This is a genomic window from Candidatus Binataceae bacterium, assembly GCA_036495685.1.
Classification (GTDB): domain Bacteria; phylum Desulfobacterota; class Binatia; order Binatales; family Binataceae; genus JAFAHS01.
In genome coordinates this window covers 1-16,156 of sequence record DASXMJ010000046.1, presented here as the reverse complement: position 1 = coordinate 16,156, position 16,156 = coordinate 1, and the positions used below count along the sequence as shown (strand labels likewise).

Sequence of the window (16,156 nt, the reverse complement as noted above, 5' to 3'; positions counted from 1 at the left end):
TTGAGCGGCTTCGACATGAAGCCGTGCACCCGATCTGAGCTGTGCAGCCGCAGGATCACGGGCACGCCCTTCTTGAGCGTGATCTGGCTTGGCGTGAACTCGAATTTCTTTGCGGAGATTTCGATCACCTTCGGACTGTCGTTCGCGCGCGTCACATCGATCATGGCCGGCACGCCGACCAGCCCTATTTCGCATACTCCAGCGAGAAGGATCGTACTTACGATTTTGTTGATAGTCGTGGTTTTCACTTGCTTATTCGTCCTTTGTGTCGTTGTTTCCATGCTTGAGCATCTGATCCATTCCAACCGTGCCCGCGAACTCGGCGGTCGCGAGCTCGACTTCCTCGATCTGTAAATCGCTGCCGTCGGCGTTGCCGTTGACGCGCCGGATCCCGAGGTTCTTGAAGGGCGCCGCATTGTCGAAGGGCTCGGGCTTCTTTACGGGCGTCGTCGCCGGATCGGGGAATGCGAATATCAGCGACCGCGCCGCATACATCTTCGTGTTGCCGACTTGATGGAAATTCTCGCGATGAATGTGGCCATAGAGTATGGTCACGTTTTCGTAGGGCGCGAGCGCGTTCATCACATCGGCGCCATCGCTGGTGAACCATTCCCACTCGGGCTTGAGGTCGAACAGCGGGCGATGAGTGAACACCACGATCGGCGCGGTTTTTGGAAAGCGCGCCAGGTCGGTTTTCATCCACGCCAGCTGCTCGGCGCCGACCGCGGGCCGTCCGGCGGAGACGTTGTCCAGCGCAATGAAGTGCACACCGCGATGATCGAATGAATAATGGGTCGGACCCATGAATTGCCGGAACATGTCGCCGCCGTCGAGCGCGGCATCATTCTCTCCGGGTACGACCTTGATTTGCGCGCCGCCGATCCTGCTCGAGATCTCCTTGAACAGCTTGAACCGTTTGGCGTGCTCGTCCGACGAGTCGGCGTCGTGAGTCAGGTCACCCGTGACGATCACAAGTTCGGGGCGATTCCTCAGTCGGTTGATGGTTGCGACCGCGCTTTCGAACGCCTTGGTGCCGAGCGGGTCGGGCGGCCCGTTGAATCCGACGTGCGTATCGCTCAGTTGCATGAACGAGAACGGCGCCGGCGGCTCGCCGTTGAGCTCGGCGAGCGTGCGCATCATCCCCTGCGCCCGAGCAGTCTTTGTGAGACTGGGAAAGACGCTGTATAGCGCTCCGATGCTGAGAGCTGTCCCTGACACGCGCAGGAACGATCGACGATCAAGTTTGGTTTTCATTCGGGTCACCTTGCGCTGATTGAGTGCATTCAAGGAGCAAGACTCGGCTCACGAGAGAAAATTCCCTTCGATTTAGCCCGCAAAGGCGCGGGGAATAAAATCATCGCGCTCGCGGTCTGGAATTAACTGGGGAATGGGAGCGTAAGAGAAAAGCATAAAACCTGGCTCGAATCGGCGAACTCAACGATTCGGAGCGTTCTCGGCTCTTAGGTGCCTTTCGCAAAGCGGGCTAATACGCGCGGATTTCGAGCAGCGGGGAGGGTTCGTAGAGAAAAGGATTCGGTGGCATAGCGAAGTGGATTCGAACTGCCGGTATCCTCGATCTCGTGAAGGACACCCGAAACGACCAACGGTGCGATTTTTGTAACTTTACCTCGAGGCCAAGCGCTCGGCGCGAAGGTACTTTTATCGCGCGGAAAGAGCGATCGCCTTGCTGGCAGTCCACATCGCGTACGCCAATCGGCACAGCGGCGGATCCCTTTTCGAGAGATCGCGACTATTCAGGATTCGTGCTCGATTCGCTCGCAAGAGAGCCCGCGAGCCGCGCCGTGTAACGCCCAGGCCATATCCGAGCTGTGAAGATCGCCCGCAGCGTGAACCTGCGCGGAACGGAGTGACTTGACCGAACAGGGGTGTTGCTCTTCCGAGGCCGCGCCATGCCTCGCAGCCCGCACCGCCAGCGGTCTTCTCGCTTCAGCGCCTCCACCTCGCGAAGAACCTCGTCGGCCGCTGAGTAAACACGGCCCTCGCATCGTCGCAGCCTGACGAAGGGCTGAAATCCGTTTGCCGGTTGTCATTCCTTCTTCAACTTGGCGAAGCCTGCCAGCCGTCCCACGTGCCCCAACCGCAATTCCTTGATCTCCGCCAAACCGCGAGGCGAGCTGGCGTGCGGCGAAAGTGCAAAGAAAGCGATGAGAAAGGACGCGTTCGTGATTCAGCCAGACTTGGTAATTTTGGGACGAAGTCTCGACTGGACCGTGGGCTCGAAGCCCGCCTCGCGCACACGTTCGATCGTTCGACGCTGATGTCATCGATCAGGCTGAGCGAAAGGGGCCATTCAGGTCGGATGAAGATGTCAGCGCGTTCTCTCGCCGTAGCAATCTAACTTGAATGTCTCGAAGCCGTTGCTCTTTGCCTGGTGAAAACGGTCGTCCTCGACGTTGTCCATCACACATGATGGGGCGGCGCAGCGTAGTTGATCGCCTGGGAAGGTCCCTGGTTTCCGTAGCCGATAATCGCGATCGTCCTGCCGGCCAGAATCGCCGAATAGAATTTTGCAGTATGGAATCGTACTTTCCGCCTGCGGTTTGCCGCGATCGGTCCATGCGGATGTGCTTTCGCAGATCGTCTTCAGACGTGTCGCAGAGGCATCGCCATTTGCAATCTGATATTGCGAGATTGGAGCGGGCCTATGGCGAATCGAGGCGCGGGCGGCACAGCGATCGGCGCGGCAATTTGCCGCCTGGTCGAACAATATCAACCGCCGGCGGCGCGCCTCTTCAACGATTCGGTGATCGAGGCGATTATAGCGGGGCCGATCAAAGCCGCCATGCGCTTCTCCAGTGTGCGGAATTTTTTCCTTAGCAAAACCGAAGGGATCGCCGAAGGAACATACGGCGCTCTTATCTGCCGCGTGCGTTACGGCGACGACGTGATCGCGGCCGCGATATCTGACGGAATCGATCAATTCGTGATTCTCGGCGCCGGGCTCGACACCCGTGCCTATCGTCTCCCTCGAATCGACAAGCTGCGCGTCTTCGAAGTCGATCTGCCGAAGGTCCAGAACGACAAGAAGGCGAAGCTCGCGCGGTATCTCGGCGGCCTGCCGCCGAACGTCACGTTCGTCCCGACAGACTTCAACACCGACTCGCTGGAAAGCGTCTTCGCGCGCACTTCATTCGATTCATCGAAGCGCGCGGTCTTCATCTGGGAAGGAGTTACGCAGTACATCTCGGAGGATGCGGTGCGAAAGACGCTCTCCTTCGCCGGCAAATCGGCCCCCGGCAGCAAGATCGCGTTTACCTACGTGGTGAAGGGCGTAATCGACGGCAGTTCGGATATTCCCGGCGCGCAGCGGCTCATGACGGAAGTCGCGAAACAGGGCGCGCCCTGGATCTTCGGCCTCGATCCGCAAACTATCGGCGAGTACCTAGCGCCATTTCACCTCGCGCTGAAGGCCGATGTCGGGAGCGCCGACTACCAGGCGCGGTATCTCGGGCCCATGAACCGGAGGCTCACCGTTTCCGAATGCGAGCGCCTCGCGGAAGCGGTTGTATGTTGATGGCTATATGATAGGAGTCTGAAATCAGTCGGCTGATCGACTGATCGCCAACCAAGGAGAGTCGACCATGAGCGCTAATCCTAACGGGACAGAAAAACGCACGATAAAGAGTCCCGCGCGACTTTCGCACGCAGTGCTCCGAACCACGCGCCTGAAGGAGATGGTCGAATGGTACGGCACGGTGCTCGGTGCGAAGGTGATGTACCAGAACGAATTCATCGCGTTCATGACATATGACGACGAGCATCATCGAATCGCGCTCGCGGCGTTTCCCGGGCTCATCGATAAACCCAAGCGCACAACAGGGCTCGACCATCTGGCGTTCTTCTACGAGACGCTGGGCGACTGGATTACGAATTACGAGCGGTTGAAGGAAGGGGGGATCACGCCGCGCGTATGCATCCACCATGGCATCACGATGTCGCTCTACTATCGCGATCCCGATGACAACGGCGTCGAGCTGTCGATCGACAGTGTACCGAAGGCGGAATGGCATTCGTGGATGCAGAACAGGCTCGGCGAGAATGTGATCGGCGGGCCGCTGGACCCGGACGATATCGCACGCAAGTACCACGCGGGCGTGCCGGAAGAGGAACTTCGCCACTACGATCCGAAAAAACCGGTAGACATGGCTGTAATCCGGCGCCTGGCCGAATAATCAAGTAGCCAGGCACGCCATCGCGCGAGCGGCGGGCGCACCCACTTCTCTCAGTGAGTTCGCCATTGAGGCCCATGTAGAACATCGGCCCGCTCCTGCCGTGCGCCATTGAGCCTTTCGATTCACGCAGCCATTCTCCGAACCTTGGAGGCGGTTATGGAACTCGAGCGGCTGGTCCACACCTATTCGATCCTTGCGCGAGATCCGGTGACCGGCGAAATGGGTGGTGCGGTGCAGTCGCACTACTTCCGCTCCGGCGCGGTGCTCTCGGGAGAGCCGGGAGTCGGAGTCGTGGCGAGCCAGGCCTCGGGGGACCCGAGCTACGGATCGCTCGGGCTCGCGCTGATGCGGTCGGGTAGGTCGCCCGCCGATGCACTTCGCGGATTGGTGGTTGCCGATCCACACGGAGGCATTCGTCAGGTCGCGATGGTCGACGCGCAGGGACGGGTCGCAGCGCACACCGGCGCTGACACGATTCCCGAAGCCGGTCACGAATTAGGCGATCAATTTTCGGTGCAGGCGAACATGATGCTGCGCGCGAGCGTATGGCCGGCGATGGCGAAGGCGTTTCGCGCCACCACCGGCCACCTTGCCGAGCGTATGCTCGCCGCGTTGTTCGCGGCTGAAGCGGAGGGCGGTGACATCCGCGGGATGCAGTCCGCGGGACTGCTGCTAGTCGGGCCGCCGAGTCCTGAGCGCCCTCGCGGCGGAAATTTCGACTTCCGGATAGACGACTCGCCGCGGCCGCTCGACGAGCTGAGACGGCTCCTACAAGTGGCGGCCGGCTACGATGCGAGCAATCGCGCCGACCGTGCGTTCGCGCTCGGCGATGTCGAGAACGGGAGCCGCGAATACGAGCGCGCCGCCGAGCTGATCGGCGAAAATCCCGAAATGCGGTTCTGGCATGCGATCGCCCTGTTTCGGGCGAGACGGGTCGATGCAGGACTCACGAAACTTCGTGAGGCGGCGGCGGGCGACCGCAACTGGATCGAACTCGCGTTGCGTCTGCCGGAGAAGATCTTCCAGCTCGACCGCGGCACCAAAGAGCAAATCCGGCGAATGCTGACCAGCTAGGCCACTGACAGAGCGGGCTGCGCCGCTTCTGCGCCACTTTTCGGTTGGACCTCGCACCCGCCCGGCGTTACGCTCGAAACGACCCGCCGAGCTACGGATGGACGGTGGCAGTGCCGGCCTTGAGGGATGGCGCTGCGAGGCCAGACATAAAGGTCAGGAGAAACCCGAACCCGAACGCGGCGAAGCGGTTCATCGTCCGGCTCTCCGATTGTCTGGTAAGTCTATACAAAAATAGCGGTCGTACGGCAAGCGTCCCGGGCAACGTATGCACTTGAAACAGCTGCGCTCTGCACCTACCACTCGTGGAACGCGACTCATTTCGGGCAAGTGGACTATGAGTCATGACTAGTAGGATGACGCTAAAGACCGCCTCTGATTCCGGTCAAGTGGCGTGCCGCTACACCGATGTCTAGCGGCGTGGGTGCTCGGCAAGCGTCGGATCGCGGACTAAAATGCCCCTAGCGTGCAGTTGCCGAATCTGATCGTCGGGCATGCCAAGCAGTTCTCGGAGCACTCGTTCATTGTCTTCGCCTAGCCGGGCGGTCCGCAGTTCGGTCCGATCGGGCCACGACGAGAACTTCACCGGTACGCCCGGCACCGCCACTCTGCCAAGCAACGGGTCATTCACCCAGCGAACCGTTTTGCGCTCGTTCAGATGCGGATGGCAGGTCGCCTCGTTGACCGTCAAGACTGGGGCGCACGGTACCCGTTCCTTGTCTAGTGACGCCAGCGCGTCGTCGCGAGTGGTAAAGGTCTTCAGCCAATCCTCGATAATGACCTTCAGCTCTATGCCATTATCACGACGGCCGCGCGCGCTCTTGAAGCGCGGATCATCTGCCAGTTGTGGCATCCCCACCGCGCGGGTGAAGGCTCGCCACTGGTGCCCCGTCGGAATCGTCAGCACGATGTATTGATCATCCTTAAAGTGATAGACGCCGGTCGGACCGCCGTCGGGATGCTGCGAGCCATTGCGCGTCTTCCGGTATTTATGACCACGCAGTGCCACCATCGGCGGGCTGGTCTCATGCATGTGGTAGTAGGTGTCGATCAGCGAAGCGTCCAGATACTGTCCCTCGCCGGTTCGTTCGCGATGGAGCAAGGCGAAGCCCACAGCCATCGCTGCGGCAACGCCGGTCGAGACGTCGCCGATCGCCATCGTTACCAACGAAGGCGCCATATCGCGTTCGCCGATCCCGTCGGTGACACCAGCGTAAGCCTGACCGATATAATCGTAACCGGCCTTATAGGAGAGCGATCCGGTCTGTCCCGCCATCGAGATCGACGCCATGATGATCTTTGGATTAGTCTTCCTGACGTCTTCGTAAGCGAAACCAAGGCGTTTGATCACACCTGGAGCGAAATTTTCCACGACCACATCGATCTTGGGCAGCATCGACATCACCAACGAGCGTGCTTCAGGTTGTTTGAGATCGATGGCGAAGCTCAGCTTGCTATGGTTGTGCTGCAGGTAATAGGTGCTGGTGGTCGAATTTTTGAACTCCGCAGTGAGCGGTTTAAGACCGCCAGCCCTGACGCGGTCACCGTCTGGTGCCAGTTCGAGCTTGATGACCTCGGCTCCCATCTCGGCCAAAATCCTCGTGCAGGTGGGACCGGCAACCATCTGGGTGAAATCCAGGACACGGTAACCTTCGAGCATCCCTTGCGACGATGCTATCAATCGGACCTCCTCGAGTAACTATTTCGCAACCTACAAAACGGCTAGCGAATTGTCGAATCCCTGGGGCTTCGCGTAACCTTGCCTATCTAATCGACGATCTAAAAAGACGAGGGTGTTCCCTCTAAAACGACAAGAGTGTTCCCTCGGCTACTCCTCCTCAACAGAAGGGACATCGCTTTACCCCGACCTGACTGCAGATGCTGCCCCTTGCGGCGGCAGTGATTCTCGAGGTGTTCGCGCCGAGCTCCGTCGTTTCGGGGTCGAATAAGAATTCCCTTTGCTTCGTGGCGGTAGGAGTGGCCGGAGCCTTTGGACTTGTTCTAAGGAGAGTTGACCTCAAGGCGCTTGAGATTTGGGGACGTGCCCCGAGGGCGGTCGCTCCGCTAGGGCCGGACTTCATAGTAGGCGTTGATCGGGTTCTCAAAATCTTTGGTTACGAAGCGCGTGAACCCGGCCTCCGCCGTCATCCTGCGGGCGACTGGCTCGGGAAATCCGAGGGTGCCCAACCCGAGGCCGCCGGGCTCGGAAAGCGCGGACGACATACAGCAAATCACTGAAAAGCCGTACATGAGCGGCGCTAGGGGATTTTGCTTCAGGTTTTCCTCGAAAGTCGGCATCCCGTGAACGTCGGCGATCAGCCACGTTCCGTCCGATTTGATGGCTTTGCGAATGGCCAGCATCACAAGGTCGGGCCTCGTCATGTCGTGGAGGCAATCGAAGGTAGTGATGAAATCGCAACTAGCATCGCCTGGAAGAGGATCGACGCCTGCGTCGTGCAGATGCACGTTCTCCACCCCGGCCTTCCGTGCGTTTTCGGCAGCACGCTGGAGGGGCAGCTTTGCGATATCGTAACCGTGAAACTGCGACCGCGGGTAAGCCTTCGCCATCTCGATGATCGCAATGCCAGCGCCGCATCCGACATCCGCAACCTTGGCGCCTGCCTGCAGCTTGGCGACGACGCCGTCGAGCCTTGGCAGGGCGCTGGGTACAAGCTGCGTCCGAAACCAGGGAGCGAGCAGTCGCTCGACGCCGACATTCACTTCTGAACCGAACTGGTCATAAGATAGGCCGAGTCCGCTTTGGAATGAGCGCGGGAGCTGGTTCAACAGCGCCATCTGCTGCGGGAGTGCGCAAAAACCGCCAGCGAGAAAAAAAGGACTGTTTTCGTCCGCCAGCACGAGGGCGCCCTCGGGGCTGAGTTCGAAACGTGACTCACCCTTATAGTCTATTATTTTAGCGGTCGCCTGCTGGTAGAGCCACTCGCGAACCCAGCGTTCATTGAGGCCGGTCTTGCGTGCCAATTCTTCGCTGGTGAGAGGACCGGCGTCCTTCAGCGCTCGGTAGAGACCCATGCGTTCGCCGAGGTGGATCATGCCCGAAACCAGCGCTCCCGCAAGATGGCCAAAGACCTCCTGCGCGAATTTTCCCACTTTCTCGACGTCGGTCTGGTGATTCGTTTCGGCCATGATTCAAAACCTTTCCGCGACCCGAGAAATCATCGCGGCTTGTCTATGCGGCGCTACCGGATTTCGCTGAATCTCTATTGTAGGATAAATCCCTTGCATATTTACTATTACAGGAAACAACGGACACCCGTCGCGCCGCTTCTAGCGGGACACCTCGCGCTAGATTGTCGGCCATTTGCGGGTCAAATGCCACTTCCCGGATTATATTCGGTCTCAGCAACTGCAGATGACTGGCTGAATCCTAAGGAACTAAATCCTCTCGGCTAAGACCGTGATCTTGTTTTAGTCTGCTAAGCCTATGGACCAAACTGCACTTATCGAACGCATTAAGCGCAAGCTCCAGAACGACCAACGTGTGCGAGCCTTGTTTCTCTCAGGTAGCTTCGGCTGTGGGACCGCCGACCAGTACAGTGACGTCGATCTTCTTCTCATCACTGACCACCGAAAGCAGGAAGAGTTCCTCCGCTCATGGCCTGATATCCTCGGCAGCATCAACGAGGTAGTTTTCTGGCAACGTCCCTTCCCGGCAGCTCCTCTCCTGAACGCAATCACTTCGGACTGGCTCCGCTGCGACCTGCTGGTCCTTGATCCAGATCAACTCAGAATCCGTAGCCAAAAGTCGCTCAAGGTTCTCCTCGACGAGTCCAATCTCTACGCTACGCTTCCCGCTGAAGATCTCATGGAAGGCGGTTCAAGCAAGCTCATGGCGATCGTCAACGAATTTATACGTGTGTTTGGGCTTGCCCCCGTGGCGATAGGCAGAGAAGAATACGTCGTCGCCGTCACCGGAGCTGGTCTGCTCCGGTCGTCTCTTATTCAACTGTTCCTCGAGGAAAATGGAATTCGCGGCGCTGGGGCGCTCCACCTGAAGCGCCTCTTACCCGTTAGCAAATGGATATTCTTGAAAAAATGCCGGCGTGGACGCGAACCGCCAATCAGTGATCGAAGCCAGCGTGAAGTGCGCTCGCGTTTTCCTACCGCGAGCAAAAAAACTGGCCGAAAAACTCTCAGTTCCGTGGCCTGAAGCATTCGAAGCCGCCACTCTCTGCTACCTGAACAAAGAACTCGGAATCCAGCTTTAGAGGCACGTGTCGCGACCATGTTGTCGAGCGCCTTATCCGCCGCGCAACCGCGGCACTACCTCGACACCGTGGAAGCCATCATTTCCCAAAGTCGGGCGCAATCGCGAGTTGACTATGTCCACGATCAACCTATCGACTTCCTGCTCAGCGCTCACGGTCTGGCCTTTGCTCGGGAGATGGACTGAAGGCATCGTAAGCGGCGACCGCTCGCCTGTGCGCGGTGCGAACCCTCATAGAACTTCTTGCGCGGTCGCGCAACTTGGCCGAAAAATTTGCGGCCTCATGCTGACACAGCTAAGCGACTGATGTTCACGATCGTGAGAGTCAGTATTGAGAAACTCATCGCGAAGACCAACCGAGATGTACCGTAACGGCGCAATCGAGCATAGTTGCTGGCAGAAGGACGCGCTTCAACTGCCCCCTCATTCGACCCCAAGAGTCGTGTCAGTATTTGCCGGTGCTCGCCTGAGAAAGAACGCCCACGGACATAGGAGTAACAGCAAAATTGCGGTCTTTCGATACACATCGTTGTACGCGAGCAACCATGCTTGCGACTTCAGGACGTTCGTGTACAGCGCCGACGACGATACCAGTGCCAGGATCTGTGCCTCGTGGCGTCGATGACTGGCTGTAAGCAGGTTGGTCGCAATGCCTATTCCGGCCGCAGCACCCGTGTTGACCATCATCGAGAACAGGCTCGATGCGAAACCAATTCGCTCGCGGTTTATCTGCCCGACGGCAAGGGCCGTGACGATCGGGAAAACCGCACCGAGACCGACCCCGAATAGAAAGATCGGCATCAGCACCTCGCTTTCGTGCGTGTTTAAGGTCCACTGTGACATCCGATATGCTTGGTACGCGCCGATGAGAAATCCAACGCAGACGATGGGTCGCATATCGTAGTAGCGGCGCGATAGTTGGCCAACCGCCAGCAGTGCGATAACCACTCCGAGTCCCCGCGGTGCGACTGCGAGGCCCGCGCTCCAGGCATCGTAATGCAAGACATTTTCCAGGAACAAAGGATTCAAGAGGTTGATGGTCCAAAGGGCCAGACCCTGTAGCGATAGCAACGCCACTCCGACCGAAAATTCCATAATGCCGAACAGGCGCAGATCGACGATGGGCTCCGGGTAGTGCAGCTCATGAATAACCAGGGCTAGCGCCGATATCACCGACACCATAGCGGTGTATCTGACCCATGGCGCCGCGAACCAACCATCGTGACCCCCGCGACCGAGCACGATCTGGAAGGCCGCGAGGGCGACCGTAATCAGAATGATCCCAAGGTAGTCCACCCTAGCGCCCCGGCGTTGGGCGCGCAGATAGAGTGGGTCGTGTACATATGCGTACACCATTATCGCCGCGAGCGAACCGATCGGAACGTTAACGTAGAAATTCCAGCGCCAACTGAAGGTCTCGGTTATCCACCCACCAAGAGTCGGGCCGATGACAGGCGCGGCCATCATTCCGATGCCGAAGGTCGTCATCGCGAGCGTATGCTCCTCGACGGGAAATGTCTCGAGCATAATCGCCTGTGAAAGTGGCATCATCGCGGCGCCGGCGAAGCCTTGCATCACCCGGAACACGATTATTTGTCCGATGCTCCGCGCGAGACCGCAGAGTGCGGAGGCCGCCACGAACATCCCGACCGAAATCAGCAGGTAGCGCCGTCGACCCATCCGCACCGCGATCCAACCGCTCATCGGAATCATAACGCTGACCGCGGCCAGGTAGCTGGTGACCACCCAAGTGATCCGATCGACACCGACGCCGAAGCTACGCTGCATATAGGGTAGCGCGACATTTACGATGGATCCGTCCAGAAGGGTGAGGATCGCTCCGAGTAATACAGAGGCGGCCACCAGCCACTTGTGGGGCTGCTGATGAGCCCTCGGCTCGATGGCTCCGCTTTCGTTCGGGTTGGCCAAAGAAGGTTTTGATTCCATTGTTCAGCGACGCAAGATTATCGCAACGCGGTTAACGGCTACACCGGATCGCAGTTCCGGCGCGTTTGATCAGTCTCTGGACCAGACTCAGCATCGCCTGTCGATGGCTTTAGCGAACGGTCTGTGTTCTCTAAGGTTCTTCGGCTCACGAATTTTCGAGACCCTTAGGCTTGTCATTTCTGAAAATCCCATCGCTACCAACACCCGGTTCGACGGAGGAGCTGAGAGCGCTACCACAAACTCCCGATGACAACGCCGGCAGCGAAACGCCCAACGATCGGTTTCTGCCCAGGATAATGGCCGCCAGTGCGCAGCAATCTCGGAGTGGTCGCACCACCGATCGCGCTGCAGATCGCGTGGCAATTGGGTTCGTCAAGGCCGTGAGGCGTTCGTAAAAGCTCCGCGCGATCTTCCACTTGTTCACCGAGGGCTTCGCCACCGCCGAGCTAAAGGACGCCAGGGCCCTGCTCGAGGAGTTGCGCAATTCACCTGAACCTCCTTCAAACACCAGCCCCAATTCGAGGCCAAGCCTGATACAGCGCTCCGCGCGACGCAGGCCAGTTCCATTCCCGGCAAAGCTCCACCGATCGGAGCGCAACTTTGCGACGACGAATGGTCGAAGACTTCGGGGCTAAGGTATCCCCGATTTCTGACCGCCAGACCGACCCTCTGAAATCACAAACCGCGGATTCGTAGCCTCCGAGGAGGTGCGCCTGCCATGGCAGAAAGATTCTCAGGTCGATGCGCGTACGGCGGGATTCGCTTCGTCTCTACGGCAGAGCCGCTAGTCGCGTTCAACCGTCATTATCGCGATTGTTAGTGGTCTAACCGCGCCTGTCCAGCCTCAAGCCTGTCGGCTTCGGAATTTTTTCTGGTCTTCCAGCGCCTTCAAAGTCCGCCATGTTCAACGTTCCGACAACCTTGAGCTTATCGTCGAGCACCTCGAACGCGCCTGCTCGTACACTGTAAAATACCACCCCTCCTTCGTTTCCGCCGCCCTCACGATGCGGCTCACCGGAGCAGGGCTGTTTTTTCGGCCGGAATTTGCGACTTGTAGTCGAGTAGCGCAGCTGCTTCAACTGCATCGATACGTAGAGGGCGCGGCTACCTTGCGGACAGGATTTAATCCTGGCTGTTTAAAGAATTTTTGACTTTCACGCAACAGCCCGTCCTCGTCCTGAGTGGAGCCTCAGCACTCGTGAATAACCTGAACAACGATGGGCCCGAGCTGCTCGTGCCTGATAGAACCATCCCGGTGCAGGGGAGCTTTTTTTAGAAGTTGGATCCAGACTCGCGACTCGTGGGACCGATTCGAACAGCGAAGGTTCTCAGAGCTAGAACGTCCTCCAGGAATTTTTGGGTCAACATCACCTTTCGCAGATCCTTCGGGCAACCGCCGACCTTTCTTAGCTAGGATCCAGAAGATCGCCCGCACCCTCGACTTTCAAGTTGCGGGGTTCTTCAAGAAGCCCTAACATCGCTTATCCTTGAGAATGTAGGCTTCTTAACCAACGATCTGGATGGTTCTTGGACGACAGACTTCCTGGGTACAGTTCTGGAGGTTGGCGAACCCAGATGCCACTCTATGTATGCGCGATGTCCAGTTTGTCCTCCATGGAAAGTGGAGTTCCAAGGTAAAAGAATGTGAACTTCTTCATTCGTAGCTGGGCTTTTCACGCGATCGCCCTGGCTGACACTGAAACTGCAACTATCATTCTCCGTTGAGGGTCATAAACTCCGCAGGAGGGAGAAGCTCCGATGGCCATATCGCTATATTCCGGCTTTGTGCCGGTTTGCCTCCAGCTGCTCGGCGGCCTCAAGACCATACTGCAGAAAGCCGAAGAACACGCCACGGCGCACAAATGGGACACTGCCACGATACTCAATCTGCGGCTCTATCCCGACATGTTCACGCTGGAGCGCCAGGTGCGCCAGGTCTGCAATCACGCCCTCGGCGCCGGGCGCGTCGCCGGGGTCGCTCTGCCGAGCCTGCCGGACCAGGACAACAGCTGGGCCGAGATACAATCGCGCATCGACAAGACGGTCGATTTTCTGAAGGGGCTGCGGCCCAACCAGCTGGACGGCAAAGACGATTTGGACGTCACGGTTCCGATGGGCGGCCAGCAGCGCACGATGAAGGCGCAGAGCTATCTGTATCACCTCGCAATGCCGCAAGTAGGCTTCCATACGACGACTGCGTACGACATCCTTCGCCACGTCGGCGTAAACATCGGCAAGCGCGACTATCTGGGCTCGATGCCGTCATAATTGGTCGGATCCGTTCATAGTTTCTGGACGGCAATCGCGGCTGGGGCGCGCGCTGCGGCCTGCGGGACCGTGCGAGCCGGGTAGTGACTCACGCGTGGTCTCCCAGCGAACAAGGGAGGGCATAGTCCGCAACCACGATCTGATGATCCCGCACGTCGCTCGGAAAAACGGATTGCACTACGAACTCGTCCCAGTGGACTACGGTGCCAAGTCACATATTCCCCGAGTACTTGGCGATAAATCCGAATCCCGCACCGCGAGCGCGTGCATATGATTCGACACCGCCGACCTGAAGGACGCCAAGGTGCTGCTCGACGAGCTGAACAATTCACCATGATAACTTTCCGATTTGATTCCAAGCCTTTCGTTCGGGTCCGTCTAACCAGCGAGCGGGTCCGACCCCTAAGGTACAAAGGGAGGGCGAGCTATGCAGACGCAGATTACGGTCAAACGTCTGACTGGTGCGATCGGAGCTGAGGTAAAAGGGGTCGATCTCAGCGTCCTCTTGACGACGGCACTTTTGCCACGATTCACCAGGCGTTCCTCGATCACTGCATGTTGGTGTTCCGAGGGCAGTTTCTTGATCCGGCGGCGCAAACAATCTTCACCCGTCGTTGGGGCGAAGTGCTCCACGCGCCTTATCTGAAGCAACTCGAGATGCCCAATCATCCGGACGTGGCTGAGAGCATCAACCGCGGCAAAGCCTACGCCTTCACCACCGAGCAATGGCACTCCGACCTTTCTTTTATGCCTGCGCCCCCGGCGCATGCAATTCTGGCGGCGCAAGTTTTGCCCGAAGCGGGTGGCGACACCATGTTTGCCAACCAGTACCTGGCGTACGAAACGTTATCCGACGGCATGAAGCGTCTTCTCCAATATTTACGAGCATGGCACGGAGGAGCAAAGCTGGCCGCCTACTCCGGGATTGAGAATACGGCTCCTCCGCAAAGCCATCCGATAGTGCGGACTCATCCGGAAACAGGACGCAAAGGGCTCTATGTGAACCGACTCTATGCCTATTGCATCGATGGGCTGACCGAGGCACAGAGTCGGGGGTTTTTGGAATTTTCGTTCGAGCAGGGCTGCCGGCCGGATTTTACTTATCGACATCAGTGGGCGCCGTGCGATGCCGTGATGTGGGACAACGGCTGTACGTTTACATTATGCGGTTCACGACTACGGCGAGGCGCCCCGAGTGATGCATAGGACAACCCTCGTTGGAGATATCCCGCGGTAGAGGCCACGAACGAGATGTAGCGAGGTCCGTGAGCCTATGGATGAAGAACTTCCGAGCTTCACGGCTGAGGAGGAACGTGATGCGAGCATCCACCTCCTTGCTTCACCATCGACTCTGGTTTGACTTCCAGCCTTAAATTGGGGTCCTCTTCACCGCGGGCGGCTACACTCGGCGCTGAACCTTAGGTATGAAAAGGCTTTATCACGATCACGGTATCTAAGTTTCATGAGGTCACGATTCTCAAATCACCGAAACGTTCGTTCGACTCCGATTCCTAGTGATGCCTGTTTCTCCGCTATGTCACTGCGCGACGTGTGGCACTAGCTCGATGCTCTGCGAGGAGCGTTTTCCTACTCGCTTAGTCTGCCTCTGAAATCAGCATCAGCTGCTACACGTGAAACTATCCGCAGGGCGAATAGCGATGACATCAGTTGAAGCGACTGAGTCAGTAAGACGCCTGCCGACCACTACGGTGGCCCGAGTCCAAGATGATCGCCTTCGCCCCCATGTTGGCAGCTGCTTTGCCGTGCCATTTCGGCGGGAGGGCCAGCCCTTGCAGGAGCTTGACGTAGGTCCGCGGATCGGATGCCGGTAAACCACGACGCGAAATGTATTCTCGATGAAGTGGTTCGGCAAAAAATCGTACAAGGTGTCAGGCTGACAGGGAATTGTCAATCAATGCATCAGCCTTATTTGCGGCAGACAAGATCTGGATTTCGATCCTGAATGGGCAAAGAGCAACCTACGCGCGCGCCCAGCAGCCCGAGTCCGAGCAGATTGCGGCCGCAATCCAAAAGAACAGCGGCAACGCAACGTACGTGCTGTATCCAGACGAAGGCTACGACCTAATAAATGAGATGAGGCAATCAAAGACTATGGGAACACTTGGTAAAGTGACTCCTACCATGATCCTTTTGCTCACACTTTGTATGAGCAGCGTGACCCAAGCAATACCGGACTATAAACCACCGAGCTGTATCAATACTCCGCCCTACGATACCGTCACATATAAAGCGGAAAAATTTGTTAGAGTCGCGCCCGGCGTAAAACTGGAGCTACTAGATTGGGGCTGCTCAGGCCTGGTGATGCTGTTGTTGAGCGGTTCCGGCGACAACGCGCACGTATTCGATTATTTTGCATTTCAGTTTACCAATTTCTTCCATGTGATCGCGATTACCCGCCGCGGATGGCTGCCATCGAGCCAGTCAAAAA

The 16,156-nt window shown here is 57.9% G+C and carries 11 protein-coding genes and 1 pseudogene; 7 read left to right on the top strand and 5 right to left on the bottom strand.

Annotated elements, in window-relative coordinates:
* Together VGI36_05350 and VGI36_05345 are read right to left on the bottom strand one after the other, a co-directional pair.
* Window positions 1-248, bottom strand: a 248-nt coding sequence (locus tag VGI36_05350; GenBank protein ID HEY2484550.1) for a hypothetical protein, incomplete at its 3' end; no start/stop codon positions are given.
* Window positions 249-252: 4 nt separating this feature from the next.
* Window positions 253-1,254, bottom strand: a complete 1,002-nt coding sequence (locus VGI36_05345; GenBank protein HEY2484549.1) for a metallophosphoesterase — start codon at window positions 1,252-1,254, stop codon at window positions 253-255.
* A gap of 1,411 nt (window positions 1,255-2,665) precedes the next feature.
* Here VGI36_05345 and VGI36_05340 point away from each other — a divergent pair.
* From VGI36_05340 to VGI36_05330, 3 genes are all read left to right on the top strand, one after another.
* Complete coding sequence (locus tag VGI36_05340) at window positions 2,666-3,535, top strand: SAM-dependent methyltransferase (protein ID HEY2484548.1); 870 nt, start codon at window positions 2,666-2,668, stop codon at window positions 3,533-3,535.
* A 67-nt stretch (window positions 3,536-3,602) separates the two neighbouring features.
* On the top strand, window positions 3,603-4,193 hold the full coding sequence (locus VGI36_05335) for a VOC family protein (protein ID HEY2484547.1): 591 nt from the start codon (window positions 3,603-3,605) through the stop codon (window positions 4,191-4,193).
* 156 nt (window positions 4,194-4,349) lie between these two features.
* Window positions 4,350-5,267, top strand: a complete 918-nt coding sequence (locus VGI36_05330; protein HEY2484546.1) for a DUF1028 domain-containing protein — start codon at window positions 4,350-4,352, stop codon at window positions 5,265-5,267.
* Between the two features lie 409 nt (window positions 5,268-5,676).
* On the opposite strand, the gene VGI36_05325 is transcribed toward VGI36_05330, so the two are convergent.
* Both VGI36_05325 and VGI36_05320 read right to left on the bottom strand, forming a co-directional pair.
* Window positions 5,677-6,945, bottom strand: coding sequence for a CoA transferase (locus tag VGI36_05325; GenBank protein ID HEY2484545.1), 1,269 nt, complete (start codon window positions 6,943-6,945; stop codon window positions 5,677-5,679).
* A gap of 383 nt (window positions 6,946-7,328) precedes the next feature.
* Window positions 7,329-8,411: a class I SAM-dependent methyltransferase gene (locus VGI36_05320; GenBank protein ID HEY2484544.1), complete on the bottom strand. Its 1,083-nt coding sequence runs from the start codon at window positions 8,409-8,411 to the stop codon at window positions 7,329-7,331.
* Window positions 8,412-8,709: 298 nt separating this feature from the next.
* On the opposite strand from VGI36_05320, the gene VGI36_05315 reads away from it, so the two are divergent.
* Window positions 8,710-9,435, top strand: a complete 726-nt coding sequence (locus VGI36_05315; protein HEY2484543.1) for a nucleotidyltransferase domain-containing protein — start codon at window positions 8,710-8,712, stop codon at window positions 9,433-9,435.
* Window positions 9,436-9,915: 480 nt separating this feature from the next.
* On the opposite strand, the gene VGI36_05310 is transcribed toward VGI36_05315, so the two are convergent.
* Complete coding sequence (locus VGI36_05310) at window positions 9,916-11,439, bottom strand: DHA2 family efflux MFS transporter permease subunit (GenBank protein HEY2484542.1); 1,524 nt, start codon at window positions 11,437-11,439, stop codon at window positions 9,916-9,918.
* Between the two features lie 1,758 nt (window positions 11,440-13,197).
* Here VGI36_05310 and VGI36_05305 point away from each other — a divergent pair.
* From VGI36_05305 to VGI36_05295, 3 genes and pseudogenes are all read left to right on the top strand, one after another.
* Window positions 13,198-13,707, top strand: a complete 510-nt coding sequence (locus VGI36_05305) for a DUF1993 domain-containing protein (GenBank protein HEY2484541.1) — start codon at window positions 13,198-13,200, stop codon at window positions 13,705-13,707.
* A 510-nt stretch (window positions 13,708-14,217) separates the two neighbouring features.
* A pseudogene (locus VGI36_05300) lies at window positions 14,218-14,913 on the top strand (TauD/TfdA family dioxygenase).
* Window positions 14,914-15,612: 699 nt separating this feature from the next.
* On the top strand, window positions 15,613-16,156 hold a 544-nt coding region (locus tag VGI36_05295), incomplete at its 3' end, for a hypothetical protein (protein HEY2484540.1).

What these genes read in the sequence shown, in the direction of transcription:
- VGI36_05345 (HEY2484549.1), bottom strand. Translation starts at nt 1,254, where the DNA reads ATGAAAACCAAACTTGATCGTCGATCGTTCCTGCGCGTGTCAGGGACA.
- VGI36_05340 (HEY2484548.1), top strand. Translation starts at nt 2,666, where the DNA reads ATGGCGAATCGAGGCGCGGGCGGCACAGCGATCGGCGCGGCAATTTGC.
- VGI36_05335 (HEY2484547.1), top strand. Translation starts at nt 3,603, where the DNA reads ATGAGCGCTAATCCTAACGGGACAGAAAAACGCACGATAAAGAGTCCC.
- VGI36_05330 (HEY2484546.1), top strand. Translation starts at nt 4,350, where the DNA reads ATGGAACTCGAGCGGCTGGTCCACACCTATTCGATCCTTGCGCGAGAT.
- VGI36_05320 (HEY2484544.1), bottom strand. Translation starts at nt 8,411, where the DNA reads ATGGCCGAAACGAATCACCAGACCGACGTCGAGAAAGTGGGAAAATTC.
- VGI36_05315 (HEY2484543.1), top strand. Translation starts at nt 8,710, where the DNA reads ATGGACCAAACTGCACTTATCGAACGCATTAAGCGCAAGCTCCAGAAC.
- VGI36_05310 (HEY2484542.1), bottom strand. Translation starts at nt 11,439, where the DNA reads ATGGAATCAAAACCTTCTTTGGCCAACCCGAACGAAAGCGGAGCCATC.
- VGI36_05305 (HEY2484541.1), top strand. Translation starts at nt 13,198, where the DNA reads ATGGCCATATCGCTATATTCCGGCTTTGTGCCGGTTTGCCTCCAGCTG.